This window comes from Pseudomonas sp. 2hn (assembly GCF_019646095.1).
Taxonomy (GTDB): domain Bacteria; phylum Pseudomonadota; class Gammaproteobacteria; order Pseudomonadales; family Pseudomonadaceae; genus Aquipseudomonas; species Aquipseudomonas peradeniyensis.
This window is the reverse complement of record NZ_CP081016.1, coordinates 2,874,937-2,898,510: the sequence shown is the minus strand read 5'-3', so window position 1 is coordinate 2,898,510 and position 23,574 is coordinate 2,874,937. Positions and strand designations below refer to the sequence as shown.

Genomic DNA, 23,574 nt, shown 5'->3' with positions numbered 1-23,574 from the left:
GACGGTGCTCGATTCCTGTAGGAGCGGGCTTGCCCCGCGATGAGGCCGGCCATGAATATGCAGTGGCATGGCACCGGCCGAGGCCGGTGTTCGCGGGGCAAGCCCGCTCCTACATGTCAGTAGCTCGCCGCGCCTTGTCCTGGGCAAGCTCCTCGCGCAACCGCCCCAGCACCCGCTGCGAGTTGTCCGCGCAAGGCATGCCCTCGGGCTTGCTCTCGATCCCTTCGATCACCAGCAGCAACTGCGCCTTGTTGCGCGCCAGACGCTCCTGCAGCCGCTCGATTTCCTCGACCTTGCGCTTGAGCCCGCCGAGCAGTTCGTCATGCTGCCAGCCCTTGGCCTTGGCCGGCAGCAACTGGCGGATCTCCTCCAACGAGAACCCGGCAGCCTGTGCGTTGGTGATCATTTCCAGCACCCACACCGCGTCGGCGTCGTAGTCACGATAACCATTGGCCTTGCGTTCGACCGAGCTGATCAGCCCGCTGGCCTCGTAGAAGCGAATGCGCGACGCAGCCAGCCCGGTAAGTTTGGCCAACTCTCCTATTCTCATCCGGCACCTTTGTAATTGCATTGACCTTCAAGCGCACTTTAATCCTAGAGTTGTCCGGTGGCCAGGTGAACCGTCACCGGCCTGAGCGCTCCACACCCTAGAGACAGGAGAAGCGAAATGGGATACGTCACAAGCAAAGACGGTGTCGAAATCTTCTACAAGGACTGGGGCCCCCGTAACGCCCAGGTGATCTTCTTCCACCACGGCTGGCCGCTGAGCGCCGACGACTGGGATGCCCAGCTGCTGTTCTTCGTCGCCGAAGGTTATCGCGTGGTCGCCCATGACCGCCGTGGCCACGGTCGTTCGAGCCAGGTCTGGGATGGCCACGACATGGACCACTACGCCGACGATGTGGCCGCCGTGGTCAAGCACCTTGGCGTCGAGGGAGCGTTTCATGTCGGCCACTCCACCGGCGGCGGCGAAGTGATCCACTACATGGCCCGCCACCCCGAAGACAAGGTGCCCAAGGCCGCGATCATCGCCGCGGTTCCGCCGCTGATGGTCAAGACCGACGGCAACCCCGGCGGGCTGCCCAAGTCGGTGTTCGATGATCTGCAGGCCCAGCTGAAAGCCAACCGGGCGCAGTTCTACCACGATATCCCGGCGGGGCCGTTCTATGGTTACAACCGCCCCGGGGCCAAGGCGGACCAGGGGGTGATCCTCAACTGGTGGCGCCAGGGCATGATGGGCGGCGCCCAGGCGCACTACGACGGCATCGTCGCGTTCTCCCAGACCGACTTCACCGCGTCGCTGAAGAAAGTGACCGTCCCGGTGCTGGTGATGCATGGCGACGACGACCAGATCGTGCCCTACGAGAACTCGGGACCGCTGTCGGCCAAGCTGCTGCCCCAGGGCATCCTGAAGACCTACAAGGGCTACCCCCACGGCATGCCGACCACCCACGCGCAAGTCATCAACCAGGACCTGCTGGCGTTCTTCCGCGCCTAGCCGGCAGGCCAACGTCCGACGTCGATCCTGACGCCGGACGTCTGGCCCGAATGAACCTGTCTCGCCTCCCGACGCTCTGAGCTTTTAATCCCGAGGCCAAGGTGCGCCATGGAGCTGATCGTCGCCCGCCCCGAGGGCCTGTACTGCCCTCCCGGTGATTTCTACATCGACCCGTGGCGCCCGGTGGACCGGGCGGTCATCACCCATGCCCACGGCGACCATGCCCACCGGGGCAACCGCCACTACCTGACGGCGGCGCCCGGCGCGGGCATACTGCGCGCCCGGTTGGGCGAGGACATCGACCTGCAGACCCTGCCTTACGGCGCCCGCCTGGAGCATCACGGCGTCACCCTGAGCCTGCACCCGGCCGGCCATGTGCTCGGCTCGGCCCAGGTCCGCCTGGAATACCACGGCGAAGTGTGGGTCGCCTCGGGCGACTACAAGATCGAGGCGGACGGCACCTGCGAGCCCTTCGAGCCGGTGCGCTGCCACACCTTCATCAGCGAATCGACCTTCGGCCTGCCGATCTACCGCTGGCAGGCCCAGGCCCGCCTGTTCGCCGACATCGATGCCTGGTGGCGCGCCAATGCCGCCGCCGGACGCGCCAGCGTGCTGTTCGCCTATGCCTTCGGCAAGGCCCAGCGAATTCTGCATGGCATCGACGCCAGCATCGGCCCGCTGCTGGTGCACGGCGCCGTCGAACCGCTTAACCGCGTCTACCGTGATGCCGGCATACACCTGCCCGGTACCCTGTCCGCCACCGCGACCGCTCGCGGTGATCCGCTGCTGCGCCAGGCATTGGTGCTCGCCCCGCCGTCGGCCGCCGGCAGCACCTGGCTACGACGGTTCGGCGATTACAGCGATGGCTTCGCCAGTGGCTGGATGCTGCTGCGCGGCGCCCGACGGCGGCGCGGCGTGGACCGCGGCTTCGTGCTCTCCGACCATGCCGACTGGCCCGGCCTGCTCTGGGCCATCGAGCAGAGCGCAGCCGAGCGGGTGATGGTCACCCACGGCCAGGTCAACGTGCTGGTCCGTTACCTCGGTGAACGGGGATTGGATGCCCGTGCCTTCCAGACCGAGTACGGCGAGGAAGACGACACCCTGGAGGCACCCGCGTCATGAAAGCCTTCGCCGACCTCTACGCCCGACTCGACGCCACGACTTCGAGCAATGCCAAGCTCGCCGCGCTGCAACAATATTTTGCCAGCGCCCCCCCAGCCGACGCTGCCTGGGCGGTTTATTTCCTGGCCGGCGGACGCCCACGGCAAGTGGTGCCGACCCGCCTGCTGCGCGCGCTGGCCATTCAACGCTGCCAGTTGCCCGAGTGGCTGTTCGAAGAAAGCTACCAAGCCGTGGGCGACCTTGCCGAAACGATCTCGCTGCTGTTACCCGAATCCACCCAGGCTTCGGACCACAGCCTGCAATGGTGGCTGGAGCAGTTGCTGCCGCTGCGCGGACTTCCCCCCGAAACGCTCGGCGAACGCCTGCAGCAGCTGTGGGCGCTGCTCGACCGCCAGAGCCTGATGGTCAGCCTGAAGCTGTTGACCGGCGCCTTTCGCGTCGGCGTCTCGAAACTGCTGGTGACCCGGGCGCTGGCCAGCCTGGCCGGGGTCGACGCCAAGCGCGTGGCGCAGCGTATGGTGGGCTATACCGACCTGTCGCACCGGCCGACGCCGCAGCGCTACCTGACCCTGATTGCCCCGGAGTCCCACCAAGAGCACGCCCAGCGTGGCGGCCAGCCCTACCCGTTCTTCCTGGCTCACCCGTTGCAGGAGCCGGTGGAGCGGTTCGACGCCTTGCTCGGACCCGCCCAGGACTGGCTGGTGGAATGGAAATGGGATGGCATCCGCGCCCAACTGGTCAAGCGCGATGGGCATGGCTGGCTCTGGTCGCGCGGCGAGGAGCTGATCACCGAGCGTTTTCCTGAGCTTGCCACCCTGGCCGCCGCGCTGCCCGACGGCACGGTGCTCGATGGCGAACTGGTGATCTGCAAGGACGCCGCCGGCGACGGGTTCGGCGTGCAGCCGTTCGCCTTGCTGCAGCAACGCATCGGCCGCAAGACGCTCGGCAGGAAGCTCCTGGAGGAGTTGCCGGCAGCCCTGTTGGCCTATGACCTGCTGGAATGGCAGGGCCAGGATTGGCGCAACCGCAGCCAGGATCAACGTCGGGCACAGCTGGAGCAACTCGTCGACGAAGTCGGTGACACGCATTTGCGTCTGTCGCCCCGGCTGGGCGGTGAAGACTGGCTGGCGCTGGCGCGCCAGCGCGAGTCCTCTCGCCAGCTCGGCGTCGAAGGCATGATGCTCAAGCGCCGCGATTCGCTGTACGGCGTCGGGCGCACCCGCGACCTCGGCATGTGGTGGAAATGGAAGATCGACCCGTTCAGCGTCGATGCGGTGCTGATCTACGCCCAGCGGGGCCATGGTCGCCGCGCCAGCCTGTACAGCGACTACACCTTCGCGGTGTGGGACGACAGCGCTCCCGGCGAGCGGGTACTGGTGCCGTTCGCCAAGGCCTATTCCGGCCTCACCGACGATGAGATGCGCAAGGTCGATGCGATCATTCGCAAGACCACGGTGGAGAAGTTCGGGCCGGTGCGCAGTGTCACGCCGACCCTGGTGTTCGAACTGGGCTTCGAAGGCATCTCCCTGTCCAGGCGCCACAAGAGCGGCATTGCGGTGCGCTTCCCGCGCATGCTGCGCTGGCGCACCGACAAGACCATCGAGCAGGCCGACACCCTGGCCACGCTGCAGGGGCTGCTCTGATGATGACCGCGAAGCGGCGGCGGCCTTCGTCGACCTGGTTCGCCGAGCGAGGCTGGAAACCCTTCGCGTTCCAGAAGGAAGTCTGGCGGGCCGTCGGTCAGGGCGAGTCGGGGCTGCTGCATGCCGCCACCGGTGCCGGCAAGACCTATGCGGTATGGTTCGCCGCACTGGATCGCTTCGTCCAGCCAGCGCCGCTGCCAACGCGTGGTTCCAGGAAACCGGCCATGGCCCCGCTGACCGTACTGTGGATCACCCCTATGCGCGCACTGGCTGCCGATACGGCAAAAGCCCTGCAGTCACCCCTTGATGCGCTCGGGATAGACTGGCGCGTCGGCTTGCGTACCGGCGATACCGGTAGCGCCGAACGTGCGCGTCAGGGGCGGCGGCTGCCCAGCGCCCTGGTCACCACGCCGGAAAGCCTGACCCTGCTGCTGACCCAGGCCAGCGCCCGCGAGACCTTTGCCAGCCTGCGCATGGTGGTGGTGGATGAATGGCATGAGCTGCTGGGCAACAAGCGCGGCGTGCAACTGCAGTTGGCCCTCGCCCGTCTACGCCGCTGGCAGCCTGACCTGCTGGTCTGGGGCTTGTCCGCCACGCTCGGCAACCTGCAGCACGCCCGCCAGGTGCTGATGCCCGCCGGCCGGCTGGTTCAAGGTCGCACCGCCAAGGACCTGCGCATCGACACACTGCTGCCTGCTGTGTTCGAGCGCTTTCCCTGGGCCGGCCACCTGGGCCTGCGCATGCTCGGACAGGTCGTCGCCGAGCTGGAAAACAGCGCCACCACACTCGTATTCACCAACACGCGCTCGCAGGCGGAAAGCTGGTACCAGGCCCTGCTCGAAGCCCGCCCCGACTGGGCCGGGTTACTGGCGCTACACCATGGCTCGCTGTCGCGCGAGGTACGCGACTGGGTCGAGCAGGCGCTCAAGCTCGGCCAGCTGAAAGCGGTGGTCTGTACCTCCAGCCTGGACCTTGGGGTGGATTTCCTGCCGGTCGAACGGGTGCTGCAGATCGGTTCGGCCAAGGGTGTAGCGCGCCTGATGCAGCGCGCCGGGCGATCCGGTCACGCACCGGGGCGACCCTCTCGGGCGACCCTGGTACCGACCCATGCCCTGGAGTTGCTGGAGGCCGCTGCCGCCCGCACCGCCGTGGCCGAAGGCAAGGTCGAGGCGCGCCAGGCGCCTGAGCATCCGTTGGACGTGCTGGTCCAGCACCTGGTGAGCATGGCGCTTGGCGATGGTTTTCGTGCCGAAGAGCTGCTCGCCGAGGTGCGCGAAGCCTGGTCGTACCGGGCATTGACCGACGCCCAGTGGCAGTGGGCGCTGGCCTTCATTCGCCACGGCGGCCATTCGCTCACCGCCTACCCTGACTTTCGTCGCGCCGAGCCGGACTCCAGCGGCGTCTGGCGGGTAAGCGACGCGCGGCTGGCGCGCCGTCACCGCATGAGCGTCGGTACCATCGTCAGCGACGCCAGTCTCACGGTGAAGTTCTGGGGTCGGGGCGGTAGCGGTTCGCTGGGCACCATCGAGGAAGGCTTCATTGCCCGCCTGCGTCCCGCAGACACGTTCCTGTTCGCCGGTCGCCCCCTGGAACTGGTGGAGGTGCGCGAAATGACGGTCTACGTGCGCCGCTCAACCAGCCGCAAGGCCGCCATTCCCCGCTGGAACGGCGGTCGCATGCCGCTTTCCGGCGAGCTGGCCGATGCCATGCTGGCCAAGCTGGATGCAGCGGACCAGGGCGTGTACGACGGCCCTGAAATGCAGCTGCTGCGTCCGCTGCTCGAGGTGCAGCAAGCCTGGTCGGCGTTACCCGGCAAGGACACATTGCTGGCGGAAACCCTGAAGTCCCGCGAGGGCTGGCACCTGTTCCTCTACCCCTTCGCCGGACGCTCGGTCCATCTGGGGCTCGCCAGCCTGCTGGCCTGGCGGCTGGCGCGAAATGTGCCCCTGAGTTTCTCGATCGCGGTCAACGACTATGGCCTGGAGCTGCTCTGTGCCAGCGCCATTGATTACGCCGACGCCCTGACCCCGGCCTTGTTCGCCAGCGACGACCTGCTGCACGAGGTGCTTGCCAGCCTTAATGCCGGCGAGCTGGCGCGGCGACGCTTTCGCGAGATTGCCCGGGTCGCCGGGCTGGTGTTCACCGGTTATCCCGGTGCGCCCAAAAGCGCCCGCCAATTGCAGGCCTCGAGCGGGTTGTATTTCGATGTGTTCAGGCAGCACGATCCGGACAACCTGTTGCTCACCCAGGCGCGCCAGGAAGTGCTGAGCCAGGAGCTTGACGTAAAGCGCCTCGATCAGACGTTGCAGCGCCTGCGCGGATTGCGCCTGTTGGTGAGGCCGCTGATGCGTGCGACACCGTTCGCGTTCCCGCTGCTGGTGGAGCGCTTTCGCGAAGGCCTCAGTTCGGAAAAGCTGGCAGACCGTATCCGGCGCATGGTTGCCGAGCTGGAAGAGGCCGCCGGAGGCGCTGTCTGCACGAGCACGACCCTGGCGCCGCCACGGGTGGAGTGCGAACAGCCTCGGCCCGGTGCCCAAAGGCGACGCAAGGATGGCCGGCCTCGACCGACACGCCATGCACGGAACAAAGAGTCATGACCCACCCTGTTCACCAGGTCGTACAGGTGGCCGGCACCGAACTTTGGCTGCTCGCAGACAAGGCAGTGTGGTGGCCTGGCCAACGCATCTTGCTGGTCGCCGACCTTCATCTGGGCAAGGCCGCCGGTTACCGGGCGCTGGGCCAACCGGTGCCCAGCGGCACCACCGCTGAAAACCTGCAGCGTCTCGACACCCTGCTGCGCAACTTCGCCTGTCAACGGCTGGTGTTGCTCGGTGACTTCCTGCACAGCGCCGCAGGCAGGACACCAGGTACGCTGGCGGCGTTGGTCGAGTGGCGCGGCCGCCATCCTGCATTGCCGCTCCTGCTGGTGCGTGGCAACCATGACCGGCATGCCGGCGATCCACCCGCGGAGCTGGGCATCGAGGTCGTTCCCGAACCCTTGCTGCTCGGTCCGTTTGCCCTGCAGCACGAGCCGACCCCGTTTCCAGGCCGTCACGTGCTGGCGGGCCATGTACATCCTGCCTATCGCTTGCGTGGGCGAGGCCGCCAACAGCTGCGCCTGCCCTGCTTCAGGGTAGACGAGCACCTGACCCTTATGCCTGCATTCGGCAGTTTCACTGGCGGCTTCACCGTGCACGCCGCTGTCGGGCAACGGGTTTTCGTCATCGGGGATGGCGGAATCTGGGAAGCGCCCTTTATTGCCTCTTCGTGAGCGCTGCCAATAGCCAAGTTTGAATATATTTACCTATTGAACACACATATTCACAGTTATGTATCACCCATTAAAATTCTTTCACCAAAAACATTACAACGCTTGAAACAGTTAATTGAATTCATGTTTCAAGGGACCGACAATCCATTGCCAGCCTTTGCTGCCACTGGCCTGGCCATGGAGTGCTCATCCTGTTCCGAGCATTTCTTGCCCCCTTAACACTGCCTACGCCTTTTAATTAAAAGGGGACATGCACACGCCCGTGCGACAGGTGGCAGCCGACCCGTACGCTAAACGGTTACATCCCCTCCATGGCCTGTGGTACGGACAACTCATCTACCGAGGAAACTATGAACATCCCAGCCACTGATGCGCCTGACACTTCAAACCCAGCGCAGGAACGTATCCTGCTGACCGGCGCCACAGGTTTTCTCGGGGGCGCCGTCGCCGCCCGGATGATCGCCGAAGGCCATGCCGGTGCTCTGTGCTTCCTGGTCCGCGCCGACAACCCGGCCCAGGGCCTGCAGCGCCTGCGCGACAACCTGCGCCAGCATGGCGTCGATGACCGTCAGGGCCTGGCGCTGAGCGAGGCGCAGATCATCTGCGGCGACTTCCTCGACACCGCCTGGCTGGCCCGCGAGACCCCGCGGCTGATGCAGATCGACCGGGTGATCAACTGCGCCGCCGTGGCGTCGTTCTCGAAGAACCCCAACATCTGGCCGGTGAACGTCGAGGGCACCTTCGCCTTCGCCCAGGTGCTGAGCCGCTCCGCGCGCCTGAAGCGCTTCCTGCACGTGGGCACCGCCATGTGCTGCGGCACGCAGCGGGAGTCGCCGATCAGCGAGTCCTGGGAATTCCCCGAGGCGGCCCAGCAACTGGTGGACTACACCGCCTCGAAAGCGGAGATTGAGCGACGCCTGCGTGAGGAGCTGCCCGCCCTGCCCCTGGTAGTGGCGCGGCCGTCCATCGTGGTCGGTCACCGCAGCCTGGGTTGCCAGGCGTCGGGCAGCATCTTCTGGGTGTTCCGCATGGGCTTCGCCCTGGAAAGCTTCACCTGCGGCCTGGACGAGCAGATCGACGTGATCCCGGTGGACTATTGCGCCGAGGCGCTGATCGGCCTGACGCTCAAGCCGCGCCTGGGCCATGACCTGTACCACATCTCCGCCGGCCATCACTCGGCCTGCACCTTCGCCGAGATCGACGAAGCCTTCGCCCTGGCCAATGGCGCGCAACCGGTGGGCGAGCGCTACCGCAAGGTCGATGTCGACGATCTGAAGTCGCTGGCCAGCCGCTTCGAAACCCGCATCGGCCCCGCCAACCCGCGCCTTGTGCTGCGCGCACTGCGCCTGTACAGCGGCTTCGCCGACCTCAACTACCTGTTCGACAACAGTCGGCTGCTGGAAGAAGGCATCGCCGTGCCGCCACGCTTCACCGACTACCTGGACGTGTGCGTCAGGTCGTCCAGCGGCGTGAGCATCGCCACGCAGATGCAGTGGGATTTCAAGTAAAAGTCCAAGCCATTCGCCATCCCTGTAGGGGCGGCCTCGTGCCGCGAAAGGGCTGCGCAGCAGCCCCGGGATTTCAGCGTTGTTGCAAAGATCGCCGGGGCCGCTTTGCGGCCCTTTCGCGGCACAAGGCCGCTCCTACAGGGAAAGCCGCCGCTGGTGGCGATTTACTTAACATATTCATGAGGCGCATGATCACCACACCTCCCGTGGAGGTCATGCTGCCGCCGCATGCCTTTCGAGATGGAATCCCTGGCAGCCTGAAGCAAAACCCTGGCAGCCCCGGGCAAGACACCTACCTGCCGTTAGGTGCTCAATGCCTGCAACCGCCAGCGCTTTGTGCAAGCCCTGCTGTCCAACAATTCCAACTGTCCAGGCTGCGCCATGATCAACATCGAAACGCCTACCTACTACACCGCCACCAAGAAGTACAACCTGAGCTTCCCCACCCTGGAAAGCGACATCGACGCCGATGTCGTGGTGATCGGCGGCGGCTTCTCGGGCATCAACACCGCCCTGGAACTGGCCGAGAAAGGCATCACCAATGTCGTCGTGCTCGAAGCCCGCTACCTGGGCTTCGGCGGCACCGGCCGCAATGGCGGGCAGATCATGGCCGGCATCGGCCACGACCTGGAGAAGATCAAGGGCAGCGTCGGCGAGAAAGGCCTGCGCGAAATCTTCGAGATCAGCGAACTGGGCGCCGGCATCATCAAGGAACGCATCGCCCGCTACCAGATCGACGCCGACTTCTGCCACGGCTACGGCTACATGGGTTTCAACGCCCGCCAGGAAAAGACCCTGCGCGCCTGGGAAAAGGACTTCAAGGCGATCAACGGCAAGGACGAGATTCGCTTCCTCGGCGGCTCGGAGGTCAAGCAGATCATCGGCTCCGACGCCTACAGCAGCGCCCTGCTGCACATGGGCGGCGGTCACGTGCATTCGCTGAACCTGCTGCTCGGCGAAGCCCAGGCCCTGGTCGGCCACGGCGCGCGGATCTTCGAGCACAGTCCGGCCCTGGAGGTGCACTACGGCGAGCGGATCACCGTGCGCACCGGGCGCGGCTCGGTCAAGGCCAGCAAACTGCTGTGGGCCTGTGACAGCTTCCTCAACAAACTCGAGCCCGAGCTGCATGCGCGCACCGTCAACACCTACGCCTTCCAGCTGATGACCGAACCGCTGTCAGACGAGCAGATCCTGCGCATCAGCCCGATCCGCGGTGCCTACAGCGACATCCGCCCGGTGATCGACTACTACCGCGTCACCCGCGAGAACCGCCTGCTGTTCGGCGCCGCCACCCCGTTCGTGGAGCACATCCCGAAGGACCTGAAGGCCTGGAACCGCAACCTGATGCTGAAGATCTTCCCCTACCTCAAGGACGTGCGCATCGACCTGGCCTGGGGCGGGCCGATGGCCACCAGCGCCAACCTGTTCCCGCAGATCGGCACCCTGAGCAACCGTCCCAACGCCTTCTACGTGCAGGGCTATTCGGGCTTCGGCGTCACCCCCAGCCACATCATTTGCAAGATCCTCGCCGAAGGCATGAGCGAAGGCTCCAGCCGCTATGACCTGATCAGCTCGGTCAAGCATGCGCGCATCCTCGGCAAGGACCATATCCGCCCGCTGCTGCTGACCGCCGGCAAGACCGTGCATCAGCTGTCGGGCTTCTTCAACGGCCGCCGTTGATTCCTTTTGAACAAGACCAGGAGAACCACCATGACCCTTACCGCCGTCCGCCAGGGTGTGCAACTGTCCGAACTCGACGCCTGGGGCACCGTTGCCGACCTGGGCTCGACCATCCTCGAAGGCGAGGTCAAGTGCTACGGCAAGATGACCCACGGCGCCCCCACCGACCCGGTCAGCAGCGCCTACTTCGGCACCACCCAGGGCAAGTTCCGCATGGTCTATCCGTTCAGCGAGCAGGCGGTGATCGTGACCGGCGAGATCCAGCTGACCGATGAATCCACCGGTCAGGTGACGCGCTACAAGGCAGGCGATGCCTGGTTCGTGACCAAGGGCACGCCAGTGCTGTGGGAGGTGCTGAGCGAGACCTTCGTCAAGCATTACCTGGCGATAGCCTGACAAAACGCCTCCGTGGGAGCGGGCTTGCCCCGCGATAGCGTGCGCCGGCACTTCCTCGCCAGGCAAGCGGACGCTATCGCGGGGCAAGTCGCATCGGCGCACCGCCGCTCCCACGCCTATGACTCTTCAGGCACGGAATCATCGCCCAGCCACCAGGGCCATTGCCCGGAAGTCCTTCGGCGACTGCTCAAAGTGCTTCTTGAATGCCCGACTGAAATGCGCCGAGTCGGTGAACCCCCACTTGTAGGCGATCGAGGTGATCGACTCGCGCTTGAGGAACGGGTTGGACAGGTCGTCCGCGCTGCGCTTGAGGCGTGAGCGCTGGATGTAACGGCAGACGCTATCGCCCTCCTCTTCGAACAGGCGGTACAGGTGGCGCACCGAGATACTCAGGCGCTCGGCCAGGTTGGCCGGAGTCAGGCCAGGCTGGCCCAGGGATTCGTCGATGACCTTCTGCACATAGCCGCGCAGGCTCGCGCCGCTGAGCCCGGCGAGTGACCCGGGACTGTCGTCGCCGCGCTCGAAGCCCGGTTCCAGCAAAGCAATGAACGCCGCCTGCAATGCCTCACCCTGGGTCTCTCCGGCCTCGTCGCCCTCGCGGCACAACTGGTCCATCAGCAGGTGCAGCATGCGCCCGCAGGCATTGGTCGAAGAAATCTTGCCGAAGGTCGCGCCCTGCCCGCTCACGTGCTTGCGCACCTGTTCACGGGACAGCGACAGCGAAACATGCTCGATCAAACCGAACGGGGTGATCTCACACGGCCCCACCGAATCCATCAGCAGCAGTTCGCCCGGCGACAGCTGGATGCTCACGCCATCCTGGGTGATCCGCGAGTGGCCCATGCGCTGGCTGACCAAAAAGCAATGCTGGTCGTCGTCGCGGTCGGGGTTGTCGCCAAGCCGGCGGATATTGCCGGCGTTGGTGCGCAGGTTGGCCAGGGCCAGCCCGGCACGGTTGAAGGTCGATATCTCGCCGATAAACAGCGAGCGGTTGAAGGCAAGCTCGGTCTGGAACCGGCCGCAGACCTTCTGCATGGCCGTGGTCCAGCGCTCCAGGCCGTCAAGGTCAGGCTTGCCGCTTAAGGGGGGGACGGGCTGGGGCATGACGACCTCCACACGCAGATTGTTGTTCTGATGCAATAGTTAACATGTTATCTATATACGCACAACAACGATCTTCGTCACAGGTCTTCAGGGGGCGGGTTTGACGGTCCAACCGATTACCCCGCCCCACTGGCTCACTCCGCCGGCAACTCCCGCTGCAAATCCCATCCGCCCCCAAGCGCCGCGATCAACTGCACACTCGTCACCAACCGCCCCTGCAGCAATGTCAGCACACTTCGTTCGCTGCTGAGCGCCGTGGTCTGCACGTTGACCACGTCCAGGTAGCCGATCAAGCCTGCCTTGTACTGGTTCTCGGTCAACCGCAACGATTCCCGCGCCGCGTCCAGCGCTTCCTGCCGCACCACTGCCTCGTCCCCGTACACCTTTAGCTGCACCAGATAGTTCTCGACCTCCTTGAACCCGTCGAGCACCGTCTGCCGATACTGCGCCACGGTCTGGTCGTACACCGCCACCGTCCGGTCAACCTCGGCGCTACGCTTGCCGGCGTCGAACAGCGTCAGCGCCAGTTGCGGCCCTACCGACCAGTAGCGGTTGGGCAACTCGATCCAGTTATTGAAACTGCTGCTGGAGTACCCTCCGTTCATGCTCAGCGACAGATCCGGGAAATACGCCGCCCGCGATACGCCGATGTTCGAGTTGGCCGCCATGACCTTGCGCTCGGCCGAAGCGATGTCGGGACGCCGCTCGAGCAACTGCGATGGCAGCGACAGCGGAACCTGCGGCAACGCCGGAATGTCGTTGCTCGCCGCCAGGGCAAAATCGGCTGGCGCCTTGCCCATCAGCACGGCGATGGCGTTCTCGTACTGCGCGCGCTGCCAGGCCAGGTCGATCAGGTCGGCCTGGGTGCTCTTGAGCTGGGTACGCGCCTGGGCCACGGCATCCGGCCCGGCAACCCCGGCGCGGTACTGGTTTTCGTTCATCTTCAACGACCGCTCATAGGTCGCGACCGTGGCTTCGAGCAGGCGCTTCTGCGCGTCGATCACCCGCAGTTGCAGGTAGTTCTGCACCAGCTCCGACTGCTGGCTCAGGCGGATGGCCGCCATGTCGGCCAGGCTGGCCTCGGCGCTGGATTCGTTGGCGTTCATGGTTTCACGCAACTTGCCCCACAGGTCGATCTCCCAGCTCACCCCGAGCTGCGCGTTGTAGGTGTCGCGGATGCCGCTGCTGTTGTTCGACAGGCTGGAGCTGGAACTGCCGGTGCCCTGGGCCGAACGGTTCTTGCTGGTGGTCAGGTTCAGCGAAGGGAACAGCGAGGCACGGCTGCTGCGCACCAGCGCCTGGGCCTGACGGTACTGCGCCTCGTACTGTGCCACGGTCTGGTTGCTGCGGTTGAGCTCCTCCACCAGGGCGTCGAGCTGCTTGTCGCCATAGATCTCCCACCACGCCCCGCGGGCGATGGCGTCGGACGGGTTGGCCTGGGTCCAGCCTTCGGCCTGCTTGAACTGCGCCGGGGTGCTGACCTCGGGGCGGTGGTAGTCCGGGCTCAGGGTACAGGCGCTGAGCATGGCCACGCACAACCCGGCGCTGACCAGACGCGAACCGCGTCCCTGGGTCAGCCGCTTGAGGGCACGGTGGATTCGGGTGTGGGCAAAGTTCATAGCGGGGTATCCAGGGCAGCGTCGGTGCGCACGCCGCGCCAGCGGTTGAACCGGTGGCGCAGGCGATCGAGGTACAGGTAGACCACGGGCGTGGTGTAGAGGGTGAGGATCTGGCTGAACACCAGGCCGCCGATGATGGTCAGGCCCAGCGGCTGGCGCATCTCCGCGCCCTCGGCGCGGCTGAGCAGCAGCGGCAGCGCGCCGAGGATCGCCGCCAGGGTGGTCATCAGGATCGGCCGCAGGCGCAGCAGGCAGGCGCGGCGGATCGACTCCTCCGGCGACAGGCCGTCGTGGCGCTCCAGCTGCAGCGCCAGGTCGATCATCAAGATGGCGTTCTTCTTCACCACGCCGATCAGCAGGAACAGACCCAGCAGCGAGATCAGGCTGAACTCGCCACCGGTCAGGTACAGCGCCAGCAAGGCGCCGACCCCGGCCGAAGGCAGCGTGGAGAGGATCGTCAGCGGGTGGATGTAGCTCTCGTAGAGGATGCCCAGCACCAGGTACACCAGCACCAGGGCGCCGAGGATCATCAGCGGTTGGCCTTCGGTGGTCTTGGTAAAGGCGTCGGCGTCGCCGCCGAGCTTGGCGATCACCGACTCTGGCAGGCCCAGTTTGGCTACCGCGCGCTCCAGCGCGGCCATGGCCTGGTCGGGGCTGTAGCCTTCGGCGACGTCGAACGAAATGTCCTCGGAGGCGAACTGCCCTTCGTGGCTGACGCGGTCGTTGGCCAGGCTGTTCTCGTAGCGGGCGAAGGTGGACAACGGCACCCGGGCGCCGTCGGCGGTAATCACCTGCACCTGCTCCAGGGTACTTGGGTCCCAGGCGTATTTCGGGTTGATCTCCAGCACCACCTGGTACTGGTTGAGGCTGTCGTAGATGGTCGAGATCTGCCGCTGGCTGTAGGCGTTGTTCAGCACCGCGGTGACCATGTCCATGTCGATACCCAGGCGCTTGGCCTGGTCACGGTCGACCACCAGGGTCACCTGCTGGGTGCCGGCGCCGTCGCGGGCGTCGATGGCGGTCAGCTCGGGCAGCTTGCGCAGCTCGGCGGCCACCTTCGGGAACCACTCGCGCAGGGCCGCCAGGTCGCCGCTCTGCAGGGTGTAGAGGTACTGCGAGGTGCTCTGGTCGCGGCCGCCGCCGCCCAGTTGCAGGTCCTGGTCGGCCATCAGGTACAGGCGCCCGCCGGGGATCTTCGGCAGGTCCTTGCGCAGGCGGTCGATCACCTTCTGTGCGTTCTCCTTGCGCTCGGCGATCGGCTTCAGGCGCACCAGCACGAAGGCGTTGTTGGTGCCGCTGTTGCCGCCGATGAAACCGGCGACGCTCTCCACCGCCGGGTCCTTGAGCAGGGCGCGGCGGTAGATCTCCATCTTCGGCTGCATCACGGTGAACGACAGGCCGTCATCGCCACGGATGAAGCCTTGCAACTGGCCGGTGTCCTGCTGCGGCATCAAGGTCTTGGGCACTACCACGTACAGGGCGATATTCAGCCCGATGGTGGCCAGCAGGCTGAGCAGGGTCAGGCGCTTGTGCCGCAGCGCCCAGCCCAGGCTCTTGTCGTAGCCGGCGACCATGCGCTGGTGGATGCGGTCGCTCCAGCGTTGCAGGCGGGTCTGCTGCTGCGGGCCGTGGACCTTGAGCCAGCGCGAGCAGAGCATCGGCGTCAGCGTCAACGACACCACCAGCGAGACGATGATCGCCGCCGCCAGGGTGATCGAGAACTCCTTGAACAGCCCACGGACGATACCGCCCATGAACAGGATCGAGACGAACACCGCCACCAGCGAGACGTTCATCGACAGCAGGGTGAAACCCACCTCCTGCGCGCCCTTGTAGGCGGCACGCATGGGGTTTTCGCCGTTCTCGATATGCCGCGAGATGTTCTCCAGCACCACGATGGCGTCGTCCACCACCAGGCCGGTGGCGAGGATCAGCGCCATCAGCGACAGGTTGTTCAGGGAGAACCCGCACAGGTACATGACCGCGAAGGTGCCCACCAGCGACACCGGCACCGCCAGGCTCGGGATCAGCGAGGCGCGCAGGTTGCCAAGGAACAGGTAGACCACCAGGATCACCAGCACCACGGCGATCAGCAGGGTGTGCTCGGCTTCCTTCAAGGTGGCCTTGATCACCGGCGAGCGGTCCATGGCCACGTTGAGCTTGACGCTGGCCGGCAGCAGCGACTGCAACGCCGGCAGCTCGGCCTTGATCTGCTCGACGGTCTGGATGATGTTGGCGTTGGTCTGGCGGTTGACCACCAGCAGCACCGCGCTCTCGTCGTTGAAGAAGCCGCTGTTGTAGCGGTTCTCCACGCCATCGCTGACCTTGGCCACGTCGGACAGGCGCAGGATCGCGCCGTTCTGCTGGCGGATCACCAGCGGCTTGTAGTCCTCGGCGGTTTCCAGCTGGTCGTTGGCCCGCACCTGCCAGTTGCGCTCATGGTCTTCGACGAAGCCCATGGGCCGGCGCTGGTTGGCGTTGGCCACGGCGTTACGCACGTCGTCCAGGGACAGGCCGTACTGGTTGAGCAACTGTGGTTCAAGCTCGATGCGCACCGCCGGCAGCGAGCTACCGCCGATCTGTACCTCCCCTACGCCGCTGACCTGCGCCAGGCTTTGGGACAGGATGGTGTCAGCCAGGTCGTAGAGCTTGCCCTTGGACAGCACGTCCGAGGTCAGCGACAGCACCATGATCGGCGCCTGGGACGGGTTGATCTTCTTGTAGGTGGGCATGCTGCGCATGCCGCTGGGCAGCAGGTTGCGGGTGGCGTTGATCGCCGCCTGCACCTCGCGCGCCGCGCCGTCGATGTCGCGGCCCAGCTCGAAGCCGATGATCACCCGGGTCGAGCCCTGGTTGGAACTGCTGGTCAGCGTGGTGACACCGGCGATGGCGCCGAGCTTGCGCTCCAGCGGCGTGGCCACGGTGGAGGCCATGACCTCCGGGCTGGCGCCGGGCAGGCTGGCCTGCACCACGATCACCGGGAAGTCCATCTGCGGCAGCGGCGACACCGGCAGCAGGCCGAAGCTCACCCCGCCCAGCAGCATGATCGCCAGGCTCAGCAGCATGGTGGCTACCGGCCGGCGGATGAAAGGTCCGGACAGGTTCATGCTTCGGCCTGCCGCGCATCGTCAGCCGGGCGCCAGCGGCGCGCCAGGCGGTCGAAGTACAGGTAGATGACCGGCGTGGTGAACAAGGTCAGCACCTGGCTCACCAGCAGGCCGCCGACCATCACCAGGCCCAGCGGCTGGCGCAACTCGGCGCCGGAACCGGTGGCGAGCATCAGCGGCACGGCGCCGAACAGCGCGGCCAGGGTGGTCATCAGGATCGGCCGGAAGCGCAGCAGCGCCGCCTGGTAGATCGCGTCGCGCGGGCTCATGCCCTGGTGGCGCTCGGCCTCCAGGGCGAAGTCGATCATCATGATCGCGTTCTTCTTGACGATGCCGATCAGCAGGATGATGCCGATGATGGCGATCATGCCCAGGTCGTTGCCGCTCAGCAGCAGCGCCAGCAAGGCCCCCACCGCCGCCGAGGGCAGCGTGGAGAGGATGGTCACCGGGTGGATGTAGCTCTCGTAGAGCACGCCCAGCACGATGTACATGGTCACCACCGCGGCCAGGATCAGCAACAGGGTGCTCGACAGCGAGGCCTGGAACGCCTCGGCGGCGCCCTGGAAGCGGGTCTGCACGCCGATCGGCATGCCGATGTCCTGCTGCACCTGCTCGATCACCTTGACCGCCTCGCCCAGGGACGCGCCGTGGGCCAGGTTGAACGACATCATCACCGCCGGGAACTGGCCGATGTGCGAGATCGCCAGCTGGGCCTGGCGCTGCTCGATGCGCGCCAGGGCCGACAGGCGCACCTGGCCGCCGTCGGTGGCCTTGACGTGGATCGACTCCAGGGCCTGCGGGCCGAGGCTGGCGGCAGTCTGCGACTGCAGCACCACGCGGTACTGGCTGGCCTGGGTGTAGATGGTCGAGATCTGCCGCTGGCCGAAGGCGTCATACAGCGCGTTGGTGATCTGCGCCACGGTGATCCCCAGGCGACTGGCCATGTCGCGGTCGATCACCAGGAATACCTGCAGGCCCTGGTCCTGCAGGTCGCTGGCCACGTCCTGCAGCTCGGGGCGGCCCTTGAGTGCCTGCACCAGCTTGCCGCTCCACTCGGCGAGCATGTCGGCATCCGGCGAGCTGAGGCTGAACTGGTACTGGGTGCGGCTGACCCGGTCCTCGATGCTCAGGTCCTGCACCGGCTGCATGAACAGGCGGATGCCGACCAGCTTGTCGAGTTGCGGCTGCAGGCGGTTGATCACCTCGGAGGCAGTGACGTCGCGCTCGCCGTGGGGCTTGAGGTTGATCAGCAGGCGGCCGCTGTTGAGGGTGGCGTTGTCGCCGTCCACGCCGATGTAGGAAGACAGGCTCTGCACCGCCGGGTCCTGCAGGATCACCTTGGCCAGGGATTGCTGGCGCTCGCTCATGGCGGCGAACGAGGTCGACTGCGGCGCCTCGGAGATACCCTGGATGACCCCGGTGTCCTGGGCCGGGAAGAAGCCCTTGGGCACCATCAGGTACAGCACCACGGTCAATGCCAGGGTGGCCACGGCCACCAGCAGGGTCAGCGGCTGGCGCTCGAGCACCCAGGTCAGGGTGGTGCCGTAGTGCTTGATCAGCCAGTCGATCCAGGCGCCGCTGGCGCGGTAGAAGCGACCCTGTTCCTCTTCCTTGGGTTCGCGCTTGAGCAGGCGCGCGCACATCATCGGCGTCAGGGTCAGCGACACCACCAGGGAAATCAGGATGGCCACCGCCAGGGTGATGGCGAACTCGCGGAACAGCCGCCCGACCACATCGGCCATGAACAGCAGCGGAATCAGCACGGCGATCAGCGAGAAGGTCAGCGAGATCAGGGTGAAACCGATCTGCTTGGCGCCCTTGAGCGCGGCCTGCATAGGTGTCTCGCCCTCCTCGATGTGCCGGGAGATGTTCTCCAGCATGACGATGGCATCGTCCACCACGAAACCGGTGGCGATGGTCAGGGCCATCAAGGTGAGGTTGTTGACCGAGAAGCCGGCCAGGTACATCACCCCGAAGGTGCCGATCAGCGACAGCGGCACGGCGATGGAGGGAATGATGGTGGCGCTGAAGCGGCGCAGGAAGACGAAGGTAACCATCACCACCAGGGCGATGGCGAACAGCAGCTCGTGCTGCACGTCGCGCACGGCGGCGCGGATAGTCTGGGTGCGGTCGGTGAGCACGCTGACATCCAGGCCCGCCGGCAGGTTGTCGGTGATCGACGGCAGCAGTTCCTTGATCCGGTCGACCACCTCGATGACGTTGGCGCCGGGCTGGCGCTGGATATTTAGCAGCACAGCCTCGTTCTGGTTGGCCCAGGCGGCCAGGCGTTCGTTTTCGGCGCCGTCGACGATCTCGGCGACATCCTTCAGGCGCAGCGGCGCACCGTTGCTGTACTTGAGGATGAGGTTGGCATATTCCTCGGGCGAGCGCAGCTGGTCATTGGCATCGAGCATCGACACCCGGGTCGGGCCGTCGAAGTTGCCCTTGGGCTGGTTGACGTTGGAGGCGCCGATCAGGGTACGCACGTCGTCCAGGTTGAGGCCGTTGGCGGCCAGGGCGTCGACGTTGACCTTGATCCGCACGGCCTGGCGCTGGCCACCGGCGATGCTGACCATGCCGACGCCGCTGATCTGGGCGATCTTCTGCGCCACGCGGGTATCGACCAGGTCGTTGAGCTTGGGCAGCGGCATGGTCTTCGAGGAAATCGCCAGGGTCAGCACCGGGGTGTCGGCCGGGTTGACCTTGTTGTACACCGGCGGCGCCGGCAGGTCGCTGGGCAGCAGGTTGCTGGCGGCGTTGATCGCGGCCTGCACCTGCTGCTCGGCGACATCCATGTTCATGTCGAGGTTGAAGCGCAGGGTCAGCACCGAGGCGCCGCCGGAGCTGGTCGAGGCCATCTGCTCCAGGCCCGGCATCTGCCCGAACTGGCGTTCCAGCGGTGCGGTGACGGCGCTGGTCATCACCTGCGGGCTGGCGCCGGGGTACAGGGTCATGACGCGGATGGTCGGGTAGTCGACCTGGGGCAAGGCCGCCACCGGCAGCAGCTTGTAGGCGATCAGGCCGGCCAGGACGATGGCCAGCATGCTCAGCGTGGTGGCGACCGGCCGCAGGATGAACAGGCGCGAGAGGTTCATGCGCCCGCCTTGGTGCCTGGTTCAGCGGTCTGGGCCGAGTCCTTGGCGCCCTGCCCCTGCAGGTGCTGGCCGGGGGTGGTGGGGACCTGGGAGCTGTCCTCGACCACATCGACCTTGGTGCCTTCGCGCAGGCGGTCGGTGCCTTCCAGCACCAGACGCTCGCCGGCGGCCAGGCCCTCGACGATCACCGTGTTCTCGCCATCGCTGGCGCCGACCTTGAGCTTGCGCACGTTGATGGTGTTCTCGGCGTTGACCACATAGGCGAAGGTGCCGTCGTTGCCGAACTGGATCGCCGCGGCCGGTGCCAGCACCACCTGCTTGAGGGTGTCGGCCAGCAGGCGCACGTTGACGAACTGGTTGGGGAACAGCGCGTGGTCGCTGTTCTGGAAGGTGCCCTTGAACTTCAGGGTGCCGGTGGCGACGTCGATCTGGTTGTCGAGGCTGCCCAGCACGCCGGTGGACTGCAGCTTCTGATCGCCCCGGTCCCAGGCCTCGACCGGCAGGCTGGCGCCGCTGCGGTAGCGGGCCAGCACGGTGTCGAGCTGGGTTTCCGGCAGAGTGAAGGCAACGCTGATCGGCTGGGTCTGGGTGATGACCACCAGCGCCGTGGTGTCGTTGGCCGCCACCAGGTTGCCCAGGTCCAGCTGGCGCAGGCCCACGCGGCCGCTGATCGGTGCGCGGATCTGGGTGAATTCGAGGTTCAGGCGGGCGTCGTTGACCTGGGCCTGGTTGGTCTTGACCAGCCCCTGGAACTGACCGACCTGGGCTTCGGCGGTGTCGAGGGTCTGCTTGGCGATGCTGTCCTCGGCGTACAGGCCTTTGTAACGGGCCAGGTCGACCTGGGCGTTCTTCAGTTGCGCCTGGTTCTGCGCCAGGGTGCCTTCGGCCTGCTGCAGGGCGATGCGATAGGAACGTGGGTCGATCTCGGCGAGCAGATCGCCGGCCTTGACCTGCTGGCCTTCCTTGAAGTGGACCTTGACCAGCTCGCCGGCGACCCGGCTGCGCACGTTGACCGTGTTGGTCGCGGTCACGGTGCCGAGGGCCTTGTAATAAAGCGGGAAGTCTCCGACCCGCACCGGCTCGACCCGCACCGGGACCGCCTCGGTGGAGGCACCGAAGCCCGGCCGCCCGCCCATGCCCAGGCCCTTGCCCGGACGGTGCCCGCCGCCTTCCTTATGGACGGTCGCCGCGGGCCACAGCCACCAGGCCAGCAGGGCCACCAGCAGCAGGATCAGCAGGCCGAACAGCCAGCGACGAGGGGAACGGGAATTGGAGGCTTGCATGGGTCGAACGAACCTTGTTCAGAGAAAGACGGCGTGGAGAGCGTGAACGATAAGCACTGGCTTCGCTTTAGCAAAGTGGCTTTACCAGTGCTTTACCTTCGGCTGACGTTGGCAAAGGGGTGAACTTTAAATGAAAACGGCCTGGAACAGGGTCCAGGCCGTTACAGGGTGTAACCCCTGGGGGTGCTTCGCCCCCTTTCGCGGCACAAGGCCGCTCCTACAGCAGTCAGCGCTTTCTGTAGGAGCGGCCTTGTGCCGCGAAAGGGCCGCAAGGCGGCCCCAGCATCACTTACTTCAGGACAGCCAGCGCCGCCTCGTAGTTCGGCTCGTCAGCGATTTCGCCCACCAGCTCGCTGTGCAGCACCTTGTCGTTTTCGTCCAGCACCACCACGGCGCGGGCGGCCAGGCCGGCCAGCGGGCCGTCGGCGATGGCCACGCCGTAGTTTTCCAGGAACTCGCGGCCACGCAGGGTCGACAGGTTCTTCACGTTCTCCAGGCCTTCGGCGCCGCAGAAGCGCGCCTGGGCGAAAGGCAGGTCGGCGGAGATGCACAGCACCACGGTGTTGGCCACGTCATTGGCCTGGGCGTTGAACTTGCGCACCGAGGTGGCGCAGGTCGGGGTGTCGACGCTCGGGAAGATGTTCAGCACCTTGCGCTTGCCGGCGAAGTCCTTCAGCGAGGTGTCGGCCAAGTTGCCGGCGACCAGGGAGAAGGCAGGCGCCTGAGCACCAGCCTGTGGCAGGTTGCCTTTGACCTGAACCGGGTTGCCTTTGAGAGTCACTTGAGCCATGGCAAAAATCCTTATACGGGGTTGGAAAAGGCTTCAGAGTTAACCACGAAGGGACGCAAGTGCCTATGGGCAAAGATGAAATTGTCCTACGTTCGGGCAATTCCTGTAGACAAACGCCCGGGTGACTGGCGTCGACCCGGGCGTTTTTCCTACATAACGGGGGCTCAGGCCAGCAGGCCGTACACCACCGAGGTCAGGGCCACCAGGCCGACGACCACCACGAACAGGTTGGACAGCGCGCCGCTGTACTTGCGCATCGATGGCACGCGACGGATGGCGTACATCGGCATCAGGAACAGCAGCACGGCGATGATCGGGCCGCCGAGGGATTCGATCATGCCGAGGATGCTCGGGTTGAGGGTGGCGACGATCCAGCACACCACCAGCATCAGCGCGGCGACGATGCGGTCCAGGGCCTTGGCGCCCGGGCGCATGCCGGACTTGACGATCATGCCCTTGAGGCCCTCGCTGGCACCGATGTAGTGGCCCAGGAACGACTTGGCAATGGCGATGAAGGCGATCAGGGGCGCGGCGAAGGCGATGGCCGGCTGCTCGAAGTGGTTGGCCAGGTACGACAGGATCGACAGATTCTGCGCCTTGGCCTCGGCCAGCTGGGCGCTGCTCAGGGTCAGCACGCAACTGAACACGAAGAACAGCACCATCAGCACCATCAGCAGGTGCGCGCGACGCAGGATCTGGCCGCTGCGCTCATCGGCGTGCTCGCCGTAGCGGCGCTTCTGGTCGACGGCGAAGGCCGAGATGATCGGCGAATGGTTGAACGAGAACACCATCACCGGGATCGCCAGCCACACGGTGTGCAGGAAGGCCGAGCCGGACGGCACCTGGGTGGCGGTGTCGAGGATGCCGCCGGTCCAGTGCGGCACCAGGTACAGGGCCAGCAGCGCCAGGGCGACGATGAACGGGTAGACCAGCAGGCTCATGACCTTGACCGTGGCCTGCTCGCCGCAGCGCACGATGGCCAAGAGGCCAAGGATCAGCACGAACGACAGAATCGCCCGCGGTGGCGGCGCGATGTGCAGCTGGTGCTCCATGAAGCTGCTGACGGTGTTGGTCAGCGCCACGCTGTAGATCAGCAGGATCGGGAAGATGGCGAAGAAGTACAGGACGGTGATCAGCGCGCCGGCGGTGATGCCGAAATGCTCTTCGACCACTTCGGTGATGTCGCCGCCCTTGCTGCCGGAGAGCACGAAGCGGGTCAGCCCGCGGTGGGCGAAGTAAGTCATGGGGAAGGCCAGCAAGGCCAGGACCAGCAGCGGCCAGAAACCGCCAAGGCCGGCGTTGATGGGCAGGAACAGGGTTCCGGCGCCGATGGCCGTGCCGAACAGGCCCAGCATCCAGGTGGTGTCTTGACGCGACCAGCTGCCGAGGGTGGCGGGGGTCGATTCTACAAAGCGTTGTTCAACGCTTGGGGCCTGCTCATTCATTCCGGGTGACGCT

16 protein-coding genes are annotated in these 23,574 nt (G+C 65.8%); 8 read left to right on the top strand and 8 right to left on the bottom strand.

Annotation, left to right across the window (positions count from 1 at the left end; genetic code table 11):
* Positions 1-109: 109 nt before the first annotated feature.
* Complete coding sequence (locus K2O50_RS13065) at positions 110-550, bottom strand: MerR family transcriptional regulator (protein ID WP_050705517.1); 441 nt, start codon at positions 548-550, stop codon at positions 110-112.
* A 117-nt stretch (positions 551-667) separates the two neighbouring features.
* Here K2O50_RS13065 and K2O50_RS13060 point away from each other — a divergent pair, with 117 nt between their 5' ends.
* The 8 genes from K2O50_RS13060 to K2O50_RS13025 all read left to right on the top strand — a co-directional run bounded on the left by K2O50_RS13060 (position 668) and on the right by K2O50_RS13025 (position 11,118).
* Positions 668-1,498 (top strand): alpha/beta fold hydrolase, encoded by an 831-nt coding sequence (locus K2O50_RS13060; protein WP_050705516.1) that lies wholly within the window; start codon positions 668-670, stop codon positions 1,496-1,498.
* Between the two features lie 108 nt (positions 1,499-1,606).
* Positions 1,607-2,620: a ligase-associated DNA damage response exonuclease gene (locus K2O50_RS13055; RefSeq protein WP_050705515.1), complete on the top strand. Its 1,014-nt coding sequence runs from the start codon at positions 1,607-1,609 to the stop codon at positions 2,618-2,620.
* Entirely contained in the window at positions 2,617-4,263 is a 1,647-nt protein-coding gene (locus K2O50_RS13050) for an ATP-dependent DNA ligase (RefSeq protein ID WP_050705514.1), read from the top strand. The genes K2O50_RS13055 and K2O50_RS13050 overlap by 4 nt, the downstream gene beginning before the upstream one ends.
* Before the next feature lie 2 nt (positions 4,264-4,265).
* Positions 4,266-6,860: a ligase-associated DNA damage response DEXH box helicase gene (locus K2O50_RS13045; protein WP_050705573.1), complete on the top strand. Its 2,595-nt coding sequence runs from the start codon at positions 4,266-4,268 to the stop codon at positions 6,858-6,860.
* Positions 6,857-7,534, top strand: coding sequence for a ligase-associated DNA damage response endonuclease PdeM (gene pdeM / locus K2O50_RS13040; RefSeq protein WP_050705513.1), 678 nt, complete (start codon positions 6,857-6,859; stop codon positions 7,532-7,534). Before K2O50_RS13045 ends, pdeM begins: the two co-directional genes overlap by 4 nt.
* A 350-nt stretch (positions 7,535-7,884) precedes the next feature.
* A complete protein-coding gene (gene cprA, locus K2O50_RS13035; RefSeq protein ID WP_050705512.1) occupies positions 7,885-9,042 on the top strand; it encodes a cationic peptide resistance protein CprA in 1,158 nt (385 codons plus the stop codon).
* A 381-nt stretch (positions 9,043-9,423) separates the two neighbouring features.
* Positions 9,424-10,722, top strand: coding sequence for an FAD-binding oxidoreductase (locus K2O50_RS13030; protein ID WP_050705572.1), 1,299 nt, complete (start codon positions 9,424-9,426; stop codon positions 10,720-10,722).
* Between the two features lie 30 nt (positions 10,723-10,752).
* Positions 10,753-11,118 carry a cupin domain-containing protein gene (locus tag K2O50_RS13025; protein WP_050705511.1) on the top strand — a complete coding sequence of 122 codons (366 nt, stop codon included), beginning with the start codon at positions 10,753-10,755 and terminating at the stop codon, positions 11,116-11,118.
* Positions 11,119-11,256: 138 nt separating this feature from the next.
* Here K2O50_RS13025 and feaR read toward each other — a convergent pair whose 3' ends face one another.
* The 7 genes from feaR to K2O50_RS12990 all read right to left on the bottom strand — a co-directional run bounded on the left by feaR (position 11,257) and on the right by K2O50_RS12990 (position 23,561).
* Positions 11,257-12,222 (bottom strand): transcriptional regulator FeaR, encoded by a 966-nt coding sequence (gene feaR / locus K2O50_RS13020; RefSeq protein WP_082337727.1) that lies wholly within the window; start codon positions 12,220-12,222, stop codon positions 11,257-11,259.
* A 134-nt stretch (positions 12,223-12,356) separates the two neighbouring features.
* A complete protein-coding gene (locus tag K2O50_RS13015) occupies positions 12,357-13,841 on the bottom strand; it encodes an efflux transporter outer membrane subunit (protein WP_050705932.1) in 1,485 nt (494 codons plus the stop codon).
* Entirely contained in the window at positions 13,838-16,948 is a 3,111-nt protein-coding gene (locus K2O50_RS13010) for a multidrug efflux RND transporter permease subunit (RefSeq protein WP_050705933.1), read from the bottom strand. Before K2O50_RS13010 ends, K2O50_RS13015 begins: the two co-directional genes overlap by 4 nt.
* Positions 16,945-20,043 carry an MdtB/MuxB family multidrug efflux RND transporter permease subunit gene (locus tag K2O50_RS13005; protein ID WP_050705934.1) on the bottom strand — a complete coding sequence of 1,033 codons (3,099 nt, stop codon included), beginning with the start codon at positions 20,041-20,043 and terminating at the stop codon, positions 16,945-16,947. Before K2O50_RS13005 ends, K2O50_RS13010 begins: the two co-directional genes overlap by 4 nt.
* Positions 20,040-21,326: an MdtA/MuxA family multidrug efflux RND transporter periplasmic adaptor subunit gene (locus K2O50_RS13000; RefSeq protein WP_050705935.1), complete on the bottom strand. Its 1,287-nt coding sequence runs from the start codon at positions 21,324-21,326 to the stop codon at positions 20,040-20,042. The genes K2O50_RS13005 and K2O50_RS13000 overlap by 4 nt, the downstream gene beginning before the upstream one ends.
* A gap of 289 nt (positions 21,327-21,615) precedes the next feature.
* Positions 21,616-22,116: a thiol peroxidase gene (gene tpx / locus K2O50_RS12995; RefSeq protein WP_050705936.1), complete on the bottom strand. Its 501-nt coding sequence runs from the start codon at positions 22,114-22,116 to the stop codon at positions 21,616-21,618.
* Between the two features lie 164 nt (positions 22,117-22,280).
* Entirely contained in the window at positions 22,281-23,561 is a 1,281-nt protein-coding gene (locus K2O50_RS12990) for a serine/threonine transporter (RefSeq protein WP_050705937.1), read from the bottom strand.
* Positions 23,562-23,574 lie beyond the last annotated feature (13 nt).